Origin of the sequence: Weissella paramesenteroides (assembly GCF_036327715.1) — a bacterium.
GTDB lineage: Bacteria > Bacillota > Bacilli > Lactobacillales > Lactobacillaceae > Weissella > Weissella paramesenteroides.
Genome location: NZ_CP130559.1, coordinates 1,030,603 through 1,047,976 on the forward strand (window position 1 = coordinate 1,030,603; position 17,374 = coordinate 1,047,976).

Here is a 17,374-nt window from a genome sequence, read left to right on the forward strand (position 1 = left end):
TTTATTTAACTTCAGTTAGTAACTGTTACACTTTGCCACGTTTCATAACTAGTGCTGAATTTCATGATACTTGTTGCACTAGCTTTAATTTTATCTAATTCAGATTAGAAGATTAAAACCATAAAAGCTAAAAAAGCAGGTAATCCTTGTATGATGAGTATTTTTTTAGCAGCTGTTAGACTACCATAAATTGCTACTAGAACCACAAACAACATTTCTAATTCCAACATTGTTGTTTGCTGTGGCCCTTTCAAAAATACGAGTGTACCAATAATCAATGCACCAAAAAGGCCATTATATATTCCTTGATTGGCTAATAAAGTTTTAACTTCAGGCCTTTTAACAAAAGATTCATCTAATTCAAATGCATTTGCTTGTTGTTTAGGCGATCCAAACATTTCTAAAATCATAATACCTATTGCCTCAATGCTCACAATAGCTATCAAAATAGTTTCAATCATAAATTTTTTCTCCTGTGACAGAAATTATGTGCATCATTTTATCTTAACAATAACTTTTCCACGAGCGTGATGTGTTTCACTACGCTTTTGGGCAGATTGTATTCCCTCAGTTGTAAGCGGATATGTGCTATCAATCACAATCTTCAAATTATTATTTCTAATTTGTTTGCCTAAGAAACTCAGATCTTCACCATTTGGCTGTAACCAGCCAGTCATTATATGCTTATCTGACATATCTTTTTGTTCTTCAGTCAACGCACCGGAAATCGTTACAAAACTTCCACCAGTTTTAAGAATACTAATACCACCCTCTATATCATTAACCGTGTCTAAAACAGCATCATAATCAGATAGTACTTCAGTGATTGTATTTTCATGATAGTCTATTACTAAATCCGCACCTAACGACTTCACAAATTCAGTGTTATTTTCACTAGCAGTAGTAGCAACAAAAGCGCCAAATATTTTTGCTAATTGGATTGCAAAGATACCTACGCCACCTGCACCACCCTGGATAAGTATTTTTTGACCAGCTTCTAAATTGAGTTGTCTTAACATTTGTAAAGCTGTTAAGCCTGCCAGAGGAACTGCAGCTGCTTCTTCGAAACTAATATTTTCAGGCTTCAACGCTAGTTTATCCTCTTTTACAGCCGTATATTCTGCATAAGATCCGTTCGTACCAAGAGGATCTATATCTGGCCGAGCAAATACCTCATCTCCAATTTTAAAGCCTTGTACTTTATCTCCCAAAGCAACAATTTTTCCAGCTAAGTCCCAACCTAATACTACTGGAAATTGCCATTTAAACATTGATTGAAGTAACCCTTGACGAGCTTTATAATCAATCGGATTTATACTACTAGCAAAATTTTTTACTAACACCTCATCCTCTTTTAGAATAGGCTTATCTACATCAGTAACCTCAAGTTGAGTTACATCACCATATTCTTTAATAATAGCTGCTTTCATCATTTTTCTCCTAAGCTAAATACTGGGCAATCATAGGCAACAAGATACCAGAATGTGTCGGAAATGCAAAAATTTGATTTTGAATATCTTCAGAAGTGTATTGATGATTTATTACCTGAACAAGATCATTAATGATCTCTGGCGCGAAATCGCCAATTATCGAAGCACCTACTAATCTTTTGTCTTTATTGAGAATAATTTTTATCTTGGCATTTTCATCATTCAAAGTCTGAAAACGCATAAGTTTACCATATGGTATTTCGTATATCTTTAATTGTTTGTCATTTTTTGCCATACCAACTGTGACACCAACTTGAGCTAATCGCGGCAGGGTAAACGCAACCGATGGCACAACAGGATATTTTATAGGATTAGAATCACCTAATAAAATTCTAGCAATGTAGTTTGATTCAAACGTTGCAGTTGGTGTAAGGCGTGGTATTAATTTATCTATAACGTCTCCACTAGCATAAATATTTACATTAGACGTTTGTAGATAGTCGTTCACAACGACACCATGATTATTATATTCAACGTTAGCAGCATCTAATCCAAGATTTTCAATATTAGGTGTACGTCCAGTTGTATCCATCACGTATTCAGTCGTGTACTTTTTTCCTTGAGCTGTTTCAAGAATATACTGATTATTTTCTGTCGAAATTACTTGAGAAACACGTTGATTAAAGTCAAATTTAATACCCCTATTAATCATATCTCTCACAACTTCTTGCGAATATTCACTATCAAAACCAGAAAGTGCATGATCACTATATTCAACTATAGTCACCTCACTACCGGCAGCACGAGCAATTGATGCAAATTCCATTGCGATATACCCTGCACCGATAAACACAATTGAATGTGGCATTTCTGATAATTCCAAAAAATCAGTACTATCATGTAATAATTCATTACCTGGAATAGGTAATTTTGCAGGTTTTTGTCCTGTAGCAATAACAAATTTATCTGATTGGTATGTTATATCATTTACCATCAATGTTTTTACATCCATAAATTTGGCATGTCCTGAAATAATATCAATACCATCTACTGAAAGCATATGTGCAAGGCCTTCGGACAACGGATCGATTACCTTATGTTTGTATGCCATTAATTCTGGCCAAATAATATTTGGTGTTTCATCAATTCCTATTCCATGATAGTGATGCAAATGATGGATTAATTCTGCTGGACCATCTAGCAAGATTTTAGCGTTACATCCAAAATTGGTACAAGTACCAGCAACTTTATTTTCTTCTACCAAGGCAACTTTTTTACCAGCTCTTGATAAGGTTTGTGCTCCGTGCCATGCTGCATGACCACTCCCAATAAATATTACATCATAGTTATCCATTTAATTGATTCTCCCGTTTACGAGCTAAAATCATTTTCTGTAATGTCTCGTTTAAAACTTTATTTTCAGAAATAATTGTAGATACTGGTTTGGTACTAGTTGCAATCAATTCATCTCGTATAATTGCAATATTCAATAATATTTGTTCAAAAACTAAACGCTTTGATTCTGATATTTTTAAATATTTTACACGTCGATCCACTTCACTAGGTACCTTGATAAGCCATTTTTTACTAACTAATCTATCAATTACTGGTGTCAGTGTATTACTTGATAGATCTAATGCCTTACCGACATCCATTAACTTAGCAGATTTATTTTTATAGACGATAAGCAATGACATATACTGCAAGTAAGACAAGTCATAATCTCCTAGCACCTCTCCATATAAATGATGAAAATAACGATTTGTAGTATATACAGACAAACACAATTCATCATACAGTGTATCTTTATTAGACATATATGATCTCCTTTTTGACAATTATATCGTACACGACATAATTGTCAATATCAACTTTGTAACAAACCGTTCTTATAATTATTTAAAATGCTTATCTGATTTCTTCTAAAAATACTGATATTTAATATCTTCTTATAGAAAAAATCCCACTAAGTCATTCTGTCAGAATAACCTAGTGGGCTTGATTTTATTTAACTTCAGTTAGTGTTCCTGCATCTACCCAAACATTACCAAAACGAGTTGATAGTGCAATTCCATTACCGTCAACATCTTCTACCTTGATACGATCAGAGTGTAGACGGAAGTAATCCCCAAGAGCCAACGTTTGGTTAATAGTTTTCTTTCCATTCTTATTAACCTCATCAACAGAATCGACACCGAATCCATTTGCGGTCCAGTTAATGTCCTTTCCACCGGCCAGTTCAAAGTTTACAACTTGCCAGATACCATTAACTTTTTTCATTGAATCAACACGATAAGCAGGACGTGCCTTAAAGTATTCACCAACATGTAAGATTTGGTCCTCATTTGCAGGCTTTGGAGTTGCTGGTGCTTCAGTTACCTTACCACCAACGAACGTCCAATATTGACCCATGTGCTTAATACGTCCATTTGCCTTGTTCTTGAACTGCTTATCAGTGTACCAAAGCCCATTATGAACCCATACAGTTTCACCATTTCCATTGTTTGCTGCATTTTGCACAGCACTCTTTCCTTCTGACCAATGCAACAAACAAAGAAGATGAAATCATCGATGAAATCTTAGACACTGGATTTAACTAAAGCTAATTCTTATGTGTAGTTTCTATGTGTACTTTCGACTTAAATTGGCTAAATCACCCTAATTTTATTAAATTATTTCTGATAGCTCTAGAATATCTCTTTTAACCCCCGTTGTATCAATATTTATATTTTAATCAATCACTATTGTTTTATTAGTGATATTGGTATTAAGTTATGCAATTTAGCATAGCTTAGATGCAATAATGATTAATCACAACGCATCATTCCTAAACACAATAATTTTAATATATTTTACCTTAATATTGACGTATAATAGCTGGTGAATTAAGTGTTCTACTTTTTATAATTGGTTGGCTGCCGAAACCTATTTTCTAATTGTAAATATTTTGGGAATTTAAAAATGTCCAATAATAAATAAAACATACAAATATTAATGAGAAATAAATACTGGGAACTAATCAGTACGGTACCAAAGGAGTATGACATGAATCGTCAAAAATTAATTAATTTGGTCAAAACAAATACAAATTCTTTTGAAGACTATCCTTTTAATAAAAAAATAGTCACGAAAAAATCATTTGGACAGCTATAGAACAGGTGTCAAATAGAAAGATAATTGCTTTGATTTTTGAAAAAGATGAAAAATTGATGATCAATCTTAAATTAAAGCCTCAACATGGTGAACTTATGCGTTCCCGCAATGGTGTATACCCCGGCTATCATATGAATAAAACTCATTGGAATACCATAACTGTTAATAAAACCGATGTTTCAAAAAATGAATTAATAAATATGATTAGAGAATCAGACAAGTTAACCCAATAATACTTGCAGAATAGCAACAAAATTGGCATATATTACGTACAACAATGATCCACGCTAAAAGCTTATCGGGACTATTAGGTGGGATAATGGGCAACGCTACTAAGGTTGCGTACAAGTCAATCATTTATCGTTCAATTTCTAAGTTTGCTACTGAAACCGTTGGGCGTTTTGATCTGGATAGAGTATTAAAAATTGGGATTTCTGGTCAAGTTGCACCTTCAGAAGTTTTACAATTTAAAAAGGTGAAGATTTATTAGATGTTCAACGCTTGCTTGCAGAAAAAGTTTTGTAATTTTAAATATGGAGTATTGATATGGGACCAGAAAGAAAATTTGGTAGGTCATCATTCTTTGATGGCGGTTTATTAGCATTAATTGGATGGACAATTTTAGGTTTCTTAGTCACTGTATTATCTTTCGGAATCTTATATCCTTGGTCATTAGTTATGGTCTATGGATGGAAAATTAACCACACTGTCATTGATGGTCATCGTATGCGATTTACTGGATCCGCCTTTGGACTATTTGGAAATTGGATTAAGTGGTTATTCCTAATTATAATTACGGTTGGAATTTATAGTTTCTGGGTCGGTATAAAGTTAGAAGATTGGAAAGCTAAACAGACTACTTTCATCAATTAATAGTAAAAAACCACCCTGCTGGTGGCATACGTATATCCCTCGAAAGGTAAGCTAATGAGACTTTGGCACGAAACATTGATACCTAAATTACCTAGACAACAGTTACTTGGTCAACATAGGGAGTGCTGTGCGCTTCGTGGTGGTGGCTGGGGCAAGAAACACCAAACAGTTAACTATGTGTTCACACACTCGCCTTACAAGCTCTTTCAGTACCATGAAAAAGTTATGCATGAAATGCAACGCCGAGGATACAAACCTAATGAACTTTGGTTTGATCCATTATATCGAGGCACTAAAGTATCACCATATGATTCATTACATGCTGTATGTCTAACCGCGCCTATTTTTCCTGAACACAATAATGTCTATCTTCTTGAGTGCGTTGAGAATCTATCAAACAAAGGGATCGAGGTTTAAAAAAGGCACTTATTGGTGCCTATTACGTGCAGAATAACACCACGTTATATAAAATCCTTTCATCATATAAATAGGTTATCTGATTAAAGCCATAAAATATAAAGGTTTGTTCCTTAACTGCAATTCAGTTGTTAATTTGAATTAAAAATGGGAGTAATAAAATAAAACCGTCTCAATTTTAATGAAGACGGTTTTATTTTGTGATTTCTTTTTACTATTTTAGCCTAACTTTTTCAGCATCAATTAACTTAGTCAAAATTACAAAATATTAATGGGGCGCTTTTACTTACTCCCTCTAACCCCAAAAATCGCTGAAACAATCAAAACTAAGATAATCGCACCGATAATTGATGGAATGATAGCCATTCCGGCCAGACTTGGTCCCCAGCTTCCCAAAATACCTTGTCCAATAGCCGATCCAATTAAACCTGCAAATATGTTAGCAATCCACCCCATTGACTCGCCACGGTTCGTGATTGCACCTGCAATTGCACCAATAATGGCACCTACGATTATTGACCAAATCATAATGATTTCCTCCTCATAATTTAAAATGACTTTAAATATGACTCATACTAAGTTAGTCGTTATAAATCTTATCTTGTAAGTAATCACCAGCATGATCGATTTGCTTTGAAAGAAAAATAGTCGTAAAAACAGCCAGACCACTGATTATTAAAAAGGTTGATAATAGAACTTTTAGAATTGTGCTCATTACATTCTCCTTTAAACTATTTATGTTGTTTGCGTTGTGAGTGTCTTTTTAATTTACCATACAGACTAGAAATAAATTGAAATATAGTAATAACTAACATGATTTTTTCTAAAAGACTCTGTTTATTTTTACTTTTACTTTTTTTCATAGATTTACCCCCGCTATATTATTTCATAAACCTCATATAAGTTTATAGTTGAATTGTAACATAACGGGAAATCAAACACCTAATCAAAGGTGTTTTTTGTATATAGTTTTACCATTAAACTATTCCGCCGTTTGTTCTTATTGCAAATTACATGATAAATAAGGAATAGCATACTTGTAGCTATCCCTTATGACATATAATATTCAGTACTAAATAATTGCGATATTCTGCTCTTTTATATACAATGAAAGCGAATTCAAATAATTACAAATCATCTTGTAGCAAATTGTATTTACGAAAATAAAAAGATTACATACGTGCAGGAAGGATTCACGTTAAAAGCTTTAATGGGAGCAGTTTTATGGATGAGAATGGCAAGAACGTCCCACAAGAAGTTAAGGGATGGAATTGGGGCGCATTTATGTTTAACGTTATGTGGGGGATTGGAAATAAAACATATCTTCCCCTGCTCTGCTTAATACCACTATTCAATATAGTATGGATATTTGTCGTCGGTTTCAAAGGTAATGAATGGGCGTGGCAAAAAAATGACTATAAAGATATTGAAACATTTAAAGCAGTTCAAGCTACTTGGAATAGAGCTGGGTTAGTTAATTTCATTATTAGCATTTTATTTGTACTAATTTATATTTTCTTCCTCAGTGCAATCATTTCAGGTATTATCTCTTCCATGGATAATTACTAGTGGAACAAAAGATGGGTTGAGACTGACCGTAACAGTCTTTAAAACACATTTCAGGCTCCCAATCTACCGACTTCAAACATAGGCAGATTGGGTGGCCTTTTTAGTTTGTAGTACTCACTAATGAACTATCCCCATATATAATATTATGCTTTATTTTCTGCAAAATTTTGAATAACCAAGACTTTGTCTTTTAGTATTGAAAACTAACACTTCTGGTGTTACTATTAGTTGTGTAATAGAGTCCCAATTCTAATTACATCAGCGTCTACTCATAGCCAAGGAGTAGACGCTTTTTTACTTTTACACAAAAATACACCTATCTTTAATCCTAAGGAAAAGAATAGGTGCACTTGTAGTAAAAATATAGGCAGTGTCCCACTACCTACGGTTAGAGATTATAGTATTTAAAAATTAAAGTTGCCTAAAAGAGATATCATACAAAAAAGTGCCTACCAAACCGATAGACACTCAATGTAGTAAAAATACCGGCAACAATCTAGTTACCTGTACCTATATTGTACCAGTCAATTTTATTTTCAACAAATATCAGACTAGTCTTTAACTTCAATTAACTTTTTACCACTCCAAATTGACCAAAAACGTCCATATAATGCCGTCGCTAGGTAGAAAGCCATTGTCAGCAACATAGGTAGTGAACTTGCTGAATAACCTGCAAAGAGAGCAGATATCCATAAAATAATGTTTACTGCATCAGACATTAGCCAAAGAGTATACGAATCTCCGTAACCAAAGAAAACGTATAATGAGGCGGTTGCACCAATAATTAAGACAATGGCATCCCAAATTGGATTAGTATCTCCTAATTGTGTGTAAATCCAAATAACTGGCCACCACAATAACAACATCAAAATTATCGTGATGAGCCATCCCCGCAAACGCAAAAATTTTACACCACCAACGATGCGATGTCCCCATGTTTTCCAAGTGACAATTAAAGGAAGATCAATTAATAAAATAAACACAAATTGATCAAGGACAGATGCATAATGGCCTGCTTGCCAATTAATATAAATATAGCCAAGTGCACTAATCAATCCTAATAAACCATTAATGGGCTTACCAATCATCATGTACACCGTGCATGATGAACCAATTAAAGTCGCTAATAAAGTAATCACAGATAGTAAGGTGATTGGATTACTCAAAAATAATGCTAATTGCACACCGAAAATAAAGGCAAGCATAATACTACCTGCTGTATTAATCGATGTAATTTCTCTATAAAGCCATTTAAAATATGCCAATCGTTTATACCTCTTTCCTTAATGAACACAAGTTAATATTTTATCAGAATTCAGGTATAATTGTTAGAACTTTTAAAAAATTAAATACGAAAATCACCATTAAAACATGAAAAGGTCATTAATCTACCAAATGGTTAGATCAATGACCTTTGCGTATATCTAAAAGAATTAAATTTTACGTTTAACTATCTTTTTGCTATTTTGTTGGTTGAATTGTAAAGTCAAACGTGTGATCAGTTTCAGCAGAAATATGATATGGTGGCTGCACATCTGTTCCCCAACTATCAATCCCACCAACACCGCGTACCTCACCATAAATTGTTACCACAGTCCTTCTAGGAGCTGGTAATTCTTCAATATGAGTGGCATTTTCTATTTCAATAGCAGTATATGGTAATGCTGAAAAGGCAAATGAGTCAGTTAATTGCTTAAACGTTAATAGTCCAGCTTCTGTTGAAGCATCAGCGTTGTTTAAACTTGTTGAACGACTAACTGTCAGACTTGAGGTCTGCATGTGCATGCCCATTTCTTGAGGTACGATGTAGGGCGTTAATGGCAAACCATCAATTTCATACGTGCCAATTTGGCCACCAGCCATCCGATCAGGATAGGTCTCTCCTGATAATCCTGCGTAACTATAACCATCTGCGACAGTTGGCATAACAAATCGCAAGCCTAATGTTGGTAACTCAGGCAAGCCTGCTAAGCCAGTATAGTCAACTTGCATATTTATTTGTCCATTTGCGACAACCGTATAAATAACCTTCACAGTTGTTTGTGGCGTTGTAGCTGTTAAAAATGTATAAGTTAACGACACCGAGCTCGCATATTCATTAGCTGAAAAACGATTATTCTCAGGAGCAATCGGTAATCCAAGTTCTTCACCATCAACATTCACGGTCACTGAAGTAGCCTCAGTAAACATATCTGCACCAAACCAAGTTGCTGCCTTTGTCGAAAAATGACTACCACGATCATTATCTGTTGTTGCTCGCCAGAAAGTTAATTTTGGTACTCGATATAACCATTCTTTACCATTAACATTTAATGATTCAAGACCACCCTTTTCATAACTGAAAAGGTAATGGAAATTTTTGCCTCGTACACCTAATGATCCATCACCATACACGATTTGCAACTGATTAGTTATCGTAGCGTCCATAATAATAGCTTACCTCCTGTATTGCTGGCTTAGGTTGACGATTTGCAAAGACAATCCCATCACCGGAAAATTCATAATCTGAATGTCGCTCATCAAAATCGCCACCATAGCGAAGTACTTGTTTACCTGTTACTTCATCCGTAACATATAAAGCCTGGTCGATGTAATCCCAAATAAAGCCACCCAAGTAGGTGTCAAATTCATCATACAAATGAACATACTCATCAAAACCACCGACTGAATTTCCCATACTGTGCATATACTCGCAATTTAGATATGGCTTTTTAGGGTTATTTGATAGATATTCTTGGATATCAGCGGGTGATGCATACATACGGCTCTCAACATCTGACATACGATCTTCATCCACTCGATTTTGGAATATACCTTCATAGTGGGTTAGTCTTGAATCATCTACAGATTTAAAGTATTCATCCATTGCAACAAGGTTATCACCAGTATATGATTCATTACCTAATGACCAGAATAGAATAGATGGATGATTCTTAAATTGCTCAAAATTTGACTTCGCGCGATCTAAAACAACATCTAACCACTGTGGAATCGAACCTGGCACATTATATGATGGCTCAACTGCGCCCATTTTCTGCCAGGTACCATGTGATTCCAAATTAGTCTCAGCCATCATGTAAATACCCGCTTCATCACACATGCCATACCATGGAATTTGATTTGGGTAGTGTGATGTTCTAACAGCATTGATATTATTTTCTTTGAATATTTCAATATCTGTTTTCATTTCATCAAGGGTAACACTGCGACCACCTACTGCACTCCATTCATGACGGTTAACACCATTTAAATGCAACGGTATACCATTGATTGTCACATGATTATCCACATCCTTAACTAAGTGACGGAATCCAAAGGCATATGGCACAACAGCGATGACTTGTTTATCTGAATCAAAAATTGTAACAGTTAGTTCATATAAATCGGGTTGTTTATGAGACCAAAGCGCAATATTTTCAATTGATTCATTGATCTGAATAGTCTGTTCAACCGTCATCGTTCGTTCAAGGACTGCCTCTCCTCTTGGATTATTAACAATAATCTGTGCAGTTGTATCAGATAATTCCCCTGCTAAAGTTAACGCAATTGTCAAATTTCCTGAACGCAAATCATCTGAAACAACTGGCTTGAGGTGAACATCAACCACATTAACTTGTGGAATTGCGACTAAATTAACACTTCGGAAAATACCTGAAAAACGGAACATATCCTGATCTTCAATGAAAGCAGCCGTACTATACTTGAACACTTCAACAGCCAGCTTGTTTTCACCATTTACCAAATATGGGGTTAAATCAAACTCAGCCCGCGAAAAACTATCCTCAGAGTATCCGACAAATTGACCATTTAACCAGACATACATGGCTTCTTCGACACCATCAAATTGAATATGAACATCATGCCCATTAAAATTATCAGGCAGCGTAAAAGTTTTAACATACTGGCCAACCGTGTTATCACTTGCCTCACTAAAAATACCTGGATATGTTTTATCTGCACCCAGTGCATAAGGTGGTCGCCGATAAGTTTTACCTTCCCAAGGGTATAAGGTATTAATATACTGTATCTGACCAAAATTTTGTAATTCTATATGCCCCGGAACTTGAATATCATCAAAATTTTCAGTATTAAAATTTAATTCTTCAAAATTAATTAATCGTTCTGCTGGTGTCTTTGCAAAATGAAATCGCCAAGTACCATCTAAGCTACTAATTAAACTTGATTCACCTTGCACAACTTCAGCTGCTGATCGGTAGACTTTATGGTCACTATGTGCAGGTAATTTACCTACTCTAAACACAGTTGGATCATCTAGCCATTCTAACTTTGCTGTCATAATATCCCCCTAAAATAAATACAACGTTTCTGGAAACGTTTTCAATTATCTATTGTAACTTAAATAAATTGTTGTGTCTGTAGAATTGCCTAGATTGTACCACACACGACACTATTAAAAAAAGATGTTAATCATCTGGAAAAATGAGTAACATCTTCTAAATTAATATTATTTTGCATCATACCATGACGCACCAACGTGAGAAGAAACTAACAAAGGTACATCTAGTTTAACCGCACTATCCATTACTTTGGTCACAAGCTTCTCTAGGTCAGCCATTTCACTTGTGGGTGCTTCAAAAATCAATTCGTCATGCACCTGTAACAACATATGTGCTTGCATACCGGCCTGCTCAATAGCAGCCTGAACTTTAATCATCGCAATCTTAATAATATCAGCCGCTGAACCTTGAATAGGCGAATTCATGGCCGTACGCTCCGCAAATGATCGTGCATTAAATCTTTTTGCTTTAATATCTGGCAGATAGCGACGACGATGGGCAATCGTTTCAACATAACCTGTTTCTCGGGCGTAAGCAATAATATCATCAGACCATTTTTTAACATCTGGATATTGATCAAAATAGGTTTCAATAATTGCTTTCGCTTCCTTGCGTGATACGCCAATATTTTTTGAAAGCCCAAAATCTGAGATACCGTACACAATGCCAAAATTAACTGCCTTCGCTTGACGACGCACATTACCTTCAACAGGTTCATCATCCTTAATGCCAAAGATACGACGTGCCGTTGCTGCGTGGATATCTTCACCATTTATGAACGCAGCTTGTAGATTTTTGTCACCAGTAATATGGGCTAAAACACGTAGTTCAATTTGCGAATAATCCGCACTCAGAATTTGCCAGTCAGGCTGACTTGGCACAAACGCCTTACGAATTTGCCGTCCTTCTTCAATTCGGACAGGGATATTCTGCAAATTAGGATCAACTGAAGATAAGCGGCCAGTTTGTGTCAACGTTTGTAAATACCTTGTATGCACCTTTGAATCAGAGCCATGAATAACTCGTAAAAGACCCTCAACGTATGTTGATTGAATCTTAGCAACTTGTCGATAAGCTAAGATTGATTCTACGATTGGTACATCGCCCATTTTTTCTAGCACTTCAACACTGGTTGAATAACCCGTCTTGGTCTTCTTGATTGGTGTATACTTCATTTCTTCAAACAAAACGACACCCAATTGCTTAGGAGATTGAATATTAAACTCATGCCCAGCTTGTTGATAAATTTTTTGTTCAAGCTCACTCAAACGTTCCGTTAATTTACTACGCATTTGTAGCAGTTGTTCCGAGTCAACAGTAATGCCAGTTGATTCCATATCCGCTAAAATTTTGGTTAGTGGCAATTCAATATCTTCATATAGTTTCGTCTGCTCATGGCTTGACAGTCTGTCTAATAGAGGCTCACGCAACAGATTAATGGCCATAGCCTTGCGACCAAGATGTTCAAAAAAGTCTGCGTCGGCTGCGGGGATGGCAAACTTAGCCCCTTTACCATAGACTTCTTCATCAGTCATCACAGCATAGTAGTCATTATCGTGTGCTAATGCACCTAGGTCATTATTGTTATCATTAGTATCTAGCAGATAAGATACTAACAATAAATCAAAAGAAACCCCCTTCAGTGCAATACCTAGTCGCTTTAAACTAACGTATAGTTCTTTTGCGTTAAAAACATTTTTAAGAATTGTTGAGTCTTCAAGAATCCGCTTAAATGGTGAATTTTGCGTTAATAACTCAATGTCCCGACTAGCAAAATAGCCATCTGCTTGGTTTCCAATTACAAAACCAATCGGATTTGCTATATGATAATTTTCATTATCTAACTCAAGATAAAAACTTACCGTGTCTTTTAATTGAGAAACATGAGCTAAACTTGCTGGCGTAATAGCTGATACATCTAAAGTTGTATTATTAATGTCAAACTCTGCATCTTTTGTATGACCACTCGTTGGCACAGTATAACCCTGATTAGCAAGTTTTACTAATTGCGCTTTAAAATCTAAATGCTGGTAAAAAGGAATGATGTTTTCATAATCTGGACCATGGTAGTTCAAATCTGATAATGAAATTGTCACTGGTGCATCGGTTAAAATTTTAGCTAAGTCGCGCGATAACATTGCATCTTGCTTCCCATTAATTAGCTTTTCCTTTTGCTTTGACGCCTTCATTTCATCAATTTGTTCATACATCTCAGGAATTGAATGATACTGTTTTATGAGTTTCAATGCCGTTTTTGGACCAATTCCAGCAACGCCAGGATAATTATCACTGGTATCACCTTGCAAACCTTTGATGTCAACAATTTGTTTTGGCTCCAAACCATCATAAAGTTCTGCAATCATAGCTGGTGTATAGTGATCAATTTCTGAAATTCCCTTTTTCGTTACCCAAACAGTTATATCGTCTGATACTAATTGGGTCATATCACGATCACCAGTCACAATGGTAACAGAATAACCATTCTCTTCACCCAAACGGGCCATTGTACCGATAATATCATCTGCTTCAAAACCAGGAAGCTCATAAGATTTAATACCGTGTAGTTCCACCATTTTACGCAACGGTTCAAATTGCTCTACTAACTCTTGTGGGGTATTGTCACGGTTTCCTTTATAATTATCAAATTTTCCTGTACGAAAAGTTGTTTTACCCGCATCCCATGCAACTAGTGCTAAGTCCGGATTAAAAGGATCAATAATACCATCTAGCAGGTTATTAAATCCAACTAACGCATTCGTATGTAGACCTTCATGGTTAACAAAACGATCGACTTGGTTTATCAATGCATAAAATGCTCGAAAAGCCAAAGAATTACCATCAATTAAAAGTAAAGTTGGTTTTGCCATAATTATCTCGTTTCTGGGTAAAATACCCTTTTTCTCTACTAACAGTTTATCAGAGTTCAAATAGTGATGACACCCTTTACACACAAAAAGCGCCACCTTGTTATCACAAGGTAACGCTTTTGAGTTATTGATTAGTCACGTGAACCGAATGCTGTAAACAATTGCAAAATGTAAATGAACATATTAATGAAATCCATATACAAGTTTAAAGCACCTGAAACAGCGATTCCCTGCGTCAATTGCGCATCATTTTCGCCATATTCAAAGTACATTGCTTTCAAGCGATTCATATCATATGCAGTCATGACAGCAAATACAAGCACCCCAAGAATTGAGATGAAGAAGTAAACCATACTATTAAAGAAAAATAGATTGATAATACCCCCGATAATCAAAGCAATCAATGATCCAAATAGGATTGAAGACAAAGATGCTAATGATTTCTTAGTAAAATAACCATATGCAGCCATTCCTGCAAATAGAAATGCCGTTGTTAGGAATGCTACGGCGATCATCCCAATATTTACAGTTAACCCAATAACCGTGAACGTGAATCCATTAAGAACTGCAAATCCCATTAGCATACCAAATGCCTGTGCGGGATTTTTATATACACGGCTTGAAAATAGCCAAACAAATCCCATCATGATACCAAAAATAATCAATGACGAAATTGGACTACTAAAGATTCGCACAATTGGGCCAGCAAAGAATGTTGTTCCTAAGTATGCTGTCACCGCTGTTACAAGCAATGCTAATGCCATATATGAATAAACTTTTTTAAAAAAGTTATTCACACCACTTGCATCCGGATTTACGAGCCTTGGTTCTTGTTTTTGAAAATTATCCATATCTACCTCCTACGTTGTCAAATCGTGACAATGGTTTGGTGAACCTTCCCACTAATTATAGTATAACAGAAAGCTTATCTTAAAATTAATATTTAGCATAAAAATTAACTTTTATTGTAAATTAGTTTGGGTATTGGCCAACAATGTTTCAAAAGCAAATTCAGTCATTTGTAAATCTCCAGCTCCCATAAAGACAAATACACCTTCTTCGTCTGCTAATAATGGGGCTACCTCAGTTGGTGAAACAATGCCTTCGAACTTAGAAATTTTCTTCCCTAAATCAGCCGAGCTAATCTCTCCTGCAGTTTCACGAGCCGAAGCAAATATTTCTGTTAGGAATACATTGTCAGCTAAATCAAGTGCCTTCGCAAAATCATCTTGATATGCAATCGTTCGTGAGAAGGTATGTGGCTGGAAGACCGCTGTTAATTTACGATCAGGATATTTTTGACGGGCCGCATCAATCGTTGCCGTAATTTCTGATGGATGATGTGCATAGTCATCAATGATTGTCACTGGCCCGATATGTTTTTCCGTGAAACGTCTTTTAACTCCCTGAAATGTTAATAATTCCTCTTGAATCAATTGTGTTTCAATTTCTTCAAAATATGAAACAGCAACGACTGCCAATGTATTCAAAACTCCGTGTTGACCAAACAAAGGCACTTTGAAATTTCCTAAGAATTCGTCATGGTAGTAGGCATCAAAACTTGATCCCTTCGTTGAGCGCTTAATGTTAGTTGCATAAAAGTCATCAGTTTCTGGATTTGTACCATAATAATAGACCGGAACAGATACATTAATTTTACGAAGTTGTTCGTCATCACCCCAAGCGAAGATTCCTTTTTTAACATTGTTACCAAAGTCCTCAAACGCACTGCGTACATCATCAATGCCCGTATAATAATCCGGATGGTCAAAATCAATATTTGTCATGATTGCATAATCAGGCGTGTAATCCTTAAAATGACGACGATATTCATCAGCTTCAAAAATGAAGAATCGTGCGTTTGGCACACCTTTACCGGTACCATCACCAATTAAATATGAAGTTGGTGCAATTCCTGATAGCACGTGTGAAAGCAAACCTGTTGTAGAAGTCTTGCCATGCGCACCAGCAACCCCAATTGACGTATATTGCGTAATCAATTGTTCAACCATATCAGGGTAAGTTAAAATTGTTAATTCATCCGCCATGGCTAATGCCGCAGCAACTTCAACTTGATCATCCTCAAATGAATTTCCTCGAATGACGGTCATTCCTGGTTTAATATTAGCTGCATCGAATGAATAAATTTGAATTTCAGCTTCCTCAAGGGGCTTCTGAGTAAATGTATATTCATCAATATCTGATCCAGAGACTTGATACCCTTGATCGTGCAAAATTAACGCCAACGCACTCATTCCTGAGCCCTTAATACCAATAAAATAATAATTTGGATTTTTGTCCATTTTTCTCATCCATTCTAACGTAAATATCGTTCGTTAAATTCTATTAAATCTATCTTATCAGAAAAAAACATCTGCTGATATAATTTCAGCAAATGTTTTTTAAAGGTTAGTGACCCATAAAGTAGCCATTGTGATCTTTAGCGGCTGAACTATCCTCTTCTAAAAGAATATCATCTAGGCTAAGTCCCAATCCAGTTTTAATAGATTTAGGCTTATTAACCTTTGATACTTTGTTTACAACCTTTTTAGTTTTTGAGGCTATCTGTTTTTTTGAAGTTGATAACTTGTGCGGTTTTAAAATTTCTACTATCACCGGTTGTCTATCCGGTATCTTTTCCAAATAATCGTCATCATCAGTTGCCAAAGAAATATATTCTGTCTTGGCAGCCAACAATTCTGCAACCTGTTGGTCATAGGTATGCATTAAATTTGTGTATAAAACAATTGGTCGCTGCAAAGCCATT

General features: G+C 35.5%; 20 protein-coding genes. 6 read left to right on the forward strand and 14 right to left on the reverse strand.

Annotation, left to right across the window (positions count from 1 at the left end; all coding sequences use genetic code 11):
• Positions 1-104: 104 nt before the first annotated feature.
• From QRX23_RS05020 to QRX23_RS05040, 5 genes are all read right to left on the reverse strand, one after another.
• Positions 105-461, reverse strand: coding sequence for a DUF1304 domain-containing protein (locus QRX23_RS05020; protein ID WP_330154892.1), 357 nt, complete (start codon positions 459-461; stop codon positions 105-107).
• Positions 462-494: 33 nt separating this feature from the next.
• Complete coding sequence (locus QRX23_RS05025; protein ID WP_330154893.1) at positions 495-1,430, reverse strand: NADP-dependent oxidoreductase; 936 nt, start codon at positions 1,428-1,430, stop codon at positions 495-497.
• 10 nt (positions 1,431-1,440) lie between these two features.
• Entirely contained in the window at positions 1,441-2,784 is a 1,344-nt protein-coding gene (locus QRX23_RS05030; protein WP_330154894.1) for a dihydrolipoyl dehydrogenase family protein, read from the reverse strand.
• The gene (locus QRX23_RS05035; protein WP_140836836.1) at positions 2,777-3,247 is read right to left on the reverse strand and encodes a transcriptional regulator, SarA/Rot family; all 471 of its coding nucleotides are present in this window, start codon (positions 3,245-3,247) and stop codon (positions 2,777-2,779) included. The genes QRX23_RS05030 and QRX23_RS05035 overlap by 8 nt, the downstream gene beginning before the upstream one ends.
• Positions 3,248-3,434: 187 nt before the next feature.
• Complete coding sequence (locus QRX23_RS05040) at positions 3,435-3,950, reverse strand: lytic exoenzyme target recognition domain-containing protein (protein ID WP_330154895.1); 516 nt, start codon at positions 3,948-3,950, stop codon at positions 3,435-3,437.
• Positions 3,951-4,424: 474 nt separating this feature from the next.
• On the opposite strand from QRX23_RS05040, the gene QRX23_RS05045 reads away from it, so the two are divergent.
• From QRX23_RS05045 to QRX23_RS05065, 5 genes are all read left to right on the forward strand, one after another.
• The gene (locus QRX23_RS05045) at positions 4,425-4,583 is read left to right on the forward strand and encodes a hypothetical protein (protein ID WP_330154896.1); all 159 of its coding nucleotides are present in this window, start codon (positions 4,425-4,427) and stop codon (positions 4,581-4,583) included.
• Positions 4,584-4,588: 5 nt separating this feature from the next.
• Positions 4,589-4,816 carry an MmcQ/YjbR family DNA-binding protein gene (locus QRX23_RS05050; RefSeq protein WP_330154897.1) on the forward strand — a complete coding sequence of 76 codons (228 nt, stop codon included), beginning with the start codon at positions 4,589-4,591 and terminating at the stop codon, positions 4,814-4,816.
• Between the two features lie 86 nt (positions 4,817-4,902).
• The gene (locus QRX23_RS05055) at positions 4,903-5,073 is read left to right on the forward strand and encodes a PH domain-containing protein (RefSeq protein WP_408068643.1); all 171 of its coding nucleotides are present in this window, start codon (positions 4,903-4,905) and stop codon (positions 5,071-5,073) included.
• Positions 5,074-5,129: 56 nt separating this feature from the next.
• Entirely contained in the window at positions 5,130-5,456 is a 327-nt protein-coding gene (locus QRX23_RS05060) for a YjgN family protein (protein ID WP_330154898.1), read from the forward strand.
• Between the two features lie 54 nt (positions 5,457-5,510).
• On the forward strand, positions 5,511-5,873 hold the full coding sequence (locus tag QRX23_RS05065) for a TIGR02328 family protein (RefSeq protein ID WP_330154899.1): 363 nt from the start codon (positions 5,511-5,513) through the stop codon (positions 5,871-5,873).
• Positions 5,874-6,155: 282 nt separating this feature from the next.
• Here QRX23_RS05065 and QRX23_RS05070 read toward each other — a convergent pair whose 3' ends face one another.
• Together QRX23_RS05070 and QRX23_RS05075 are read right to left on the reverse strand one after the other, a co-directional pair.
• Positions 6,156-6,401 carry a GlsB/YeaQ/YmgE family stress response membrane protein gene (locus QRX23_RS05070; RefSeq protein WP_330154900.1) on the reverse strand — a complete coding sequence of 82 codons (246 nt, stop codon included), beginning with the start codon at positions 6,399-6,401 and terminating at the stop codon, positions 6,156-6,158.
• Positions 6,402-6,453: 52 nt separating this feature from the next.
• A complete protein-coding gene (locus QRX23_RS05075) occupies positions 6,454-6,588 on the reverse strand; it encodes a hypothetical protein (protein ID WP_002827100.1) in 135 nt (44 codons plus the stop codon).
• A 509-nt stretch (positions 6,589-7,097) separates the two neighbouring features.
• Between QRX23_RS05075 and QRX23_RS05080 the strand changes: the two genes are divergently transcribed.
• Positions 7,098-7,442: a hypothetical protein gene (locus QRX23_RS05080; protein WP_002827097.1), complete on the forward strand. Its 345-nt coding sequence runs from the start codon at positions 7,098-7,100 to the stop codon at positions 7,440-7,442.
• 551 nt (positions 7,443-7,993) lie between these two features.
• Here the strand turns inward: QRX23_RS05080 and pnuC are convergent.
• From pnuC to QRX23_RS05115, 7 genes are all read right to left on the reverse strand, one after another.
• Positions 7,994-8,647, reverse strand: coding sequence for a nicotinamide riboside transporter PnuC (gene pnuC / locus QRX23_RS05085; RefSeq protein ID WP_081443719.1), 654 nt, complete (start codon positions 8,645-8,647; stop codon positions 7,994-7,996).
• A 256-nt stretch (positions 8,648-8,903) separates the two neighbouring features.
• On the reverse strand, positions 8,904-9,869 hold the full coding sequence (locus QRX23_RS05090) for a beta-galactosidase small subunit (RefSeq protein ID WP_330154902.1): 966 nt from the start codon (positions 9,867-9,869) through the stop codon (positions 8,904-8,906).
• A complete protein-coding gene (locus tag QRX23_RS05095; protein WP_330154903.1) occupies positions 9,850-11,739 on the reverse strand; it encodes a glycoside hydrolase family 2 TIM barrel-domain containing protein in 1,890 nt (629 codons plus the stop codon). The genes QRX23_RS05090 and QRX23_RS05095 overlap by 20 nt, the downstream gene beginning before the upstream one ends.
• Before the next feature lie 168 nt (positions 11,740-11,907).
• Positions 11,908-14,607 carry a DNA polymerase I gene (gene polA, locus QRX23_RS05100; RefSeq protein WP_330154904.1) on the reverse strand — a complete coding sequence of 900 codons (2,700 nt, stop codon included), beginning with the start codon at positions 14,605-14,607 and terminating at the stop codon, positions 11,908-11,910.
• A gap of 131 nt (positions 14,608-14,738) precedes the next feature.
• Positions 14,739-15,458 carry a Bax inhibitor-1/YccA family protein gene (locus tag QRX23_RS05105; protein WP_330154905.1) on the reverse strand — a complete coding sequence of 240 codons (720 nt, stop codon included), beginning with the start codon at positions 15,456-15,458 and terminating at the stop codon, positions 14,739-14,741.
• 111 nt (positions 15,459-15,569) lie between these two features.
• Positions 15,570-16,910, reverse strand: a complete 1,341-nt coding sequence (gene murC / locus QRX23_RS05110) for a UDP-N-acetylmuramate--L-alanine ligase (RefSeq protein ID WP_330154906.1) — start codon at positions 16,908-16,910, stop codon at positions 15,570-15,572.
• 106 nt (positions 16,911-17,016) lie between these two features.
• Positions 17,017-17,373, reverse strand: a complete 357-nt coding sequence (locus QRX23_RS05115) for a hypothetical protein (RefSeq protein WP_140837735.1) — start codon at positions 17,371-17,373, stop codon at positions 17,017-17,019.
• Position 17,374 lies beyond the last annotated feature (1 nt).

Excerpts from the sequence above, each read along its gene's own strand:
- QRX23_RS05020 (WP_330154892.1), bottom strand. The coding sequence starts at position 461 with ATGATTGAAACTATTTTGATAGCTATTGTGAGCATTGAGGCAATAGGT.
- QRX23_RS05025 (WP_330154893.1), bottom strand. The coding sequence starts at position 1,430 with ATGAAAGCAGCTATTATTAAAGAATATGGTGATGTAACTCAACTTGAG.
- QRX23_RS05030 (WP_330154894.1), bottom strand. The coding sequence starts at position 2,784 with ATGGATAACTATGATGTAATATTTATTGGGAGTGGTCATGCAGCATGG.
- QRX23_RS05035 (WP_140836836.1), bottom strand. The coding sequence starts at position 3,247 with ATGTCTAATAAAGATACACTGTATGATGAATTGTGTTTGTCTGTATAT.
- QRX23_RS05045 (WP_330154896.1), top strand. The coding sequence starts at position 4,425 with ATGAGAAATAAATACTGGGAACTAATCAGTACGGTACCAAAGGAGTAT.
- QRX23_RS05055 (WP_408068643.1), top strand. The coding sequence starts at position 4,903 with ATGGGCAACGCTACTAAGGTTGCGTACAAGTCAATCATTTATCGTTCA.
- QRX23_RS05060 (WP_330154898.1), top strand. The coding sequence starts at position 5,130 with ATGGGACCAGAAAGAAAATTTGGTAGGTCATCATTCTTTGATGGCGGT.
- QRX23_RS05065 (WP_330154899.1), top strand. The coding sequence starts at position 5,511 with ATGAGACTTTGGCACGAAACATTGATACCTAAATTACCTAGACAACAG.
- QRX23_RS05070 (WP_330154900.1), bottom strand. The coding sequence starts at position 6,401 with ATGATTTGGTCAATAATCGTAGGTGCCATTATTGGTGCAATTGCAGGT.
- QRX23_RS05075 (WP_002827100.1), bottom strand. The coding sequence starts at position 6,588 with ATGAGCACAATTCTAAAAGTTCTATTATCAACCTTTTTAATAATCAGT.
- QRX23_RS05080 (WP_002827097.1), top strand. The coding sequence starts at position 7,098 with ATGGATGAGAATGGCAAGAACGTCCCACAAGAAGTTAAGGGATGGAAT.
- pnuC (WP_081443719.1), bottom strand. The coding sequence starts at position 8,647 with ATGCTTGCCTTTATTTTCGGTGTGCAATTAGCATTATTTTTGAGTAAT.
- QRX23_RS05090 (WP_330154902.1), bottom strand. The coding sequence starts at position 9,869 with ATGGACGCTACGATAACTAATCAGTTGCAAATCGTGTATGGTGATGGA.
- QRX23_RS05095 (WP_330154903.1), bottom strand. The coding sequence starts at position 11,739 with ATGACAGCAAAGTTAGAATGGCTAGATGATCCAACTGTGTTTAGAGTA.
- polA (WP_330154904.1), bottom strand. The coding sequence starts at position 14,607 with ATGGCAAAACCAACTTTACTTTTAATTGATGGTAATTCTTTGGCTTTT.
- QRX23_RS05105 (WP_330154905.1), bottom strand. The coding sequence starts at position 15,458 with ATGGATAATTTTCAAAAACAAGAACCAAGGCTCGTAAATCCGGATGCA.
- murC (WP_330154906.1), bottom strand. The coding sequence starts at position 16,910 with ATGGACAAAAATCCAAATTATTATTTTATTGGTATTAAGGGCTCAGGA.
- QRX23_RS05115 (WP_140837735.1), bottom strand. The coding sequence starts at position 17,373 with ATGGCTTTGCAGCGACCAATTGTTTTATACACAAATTTAATGCATACC.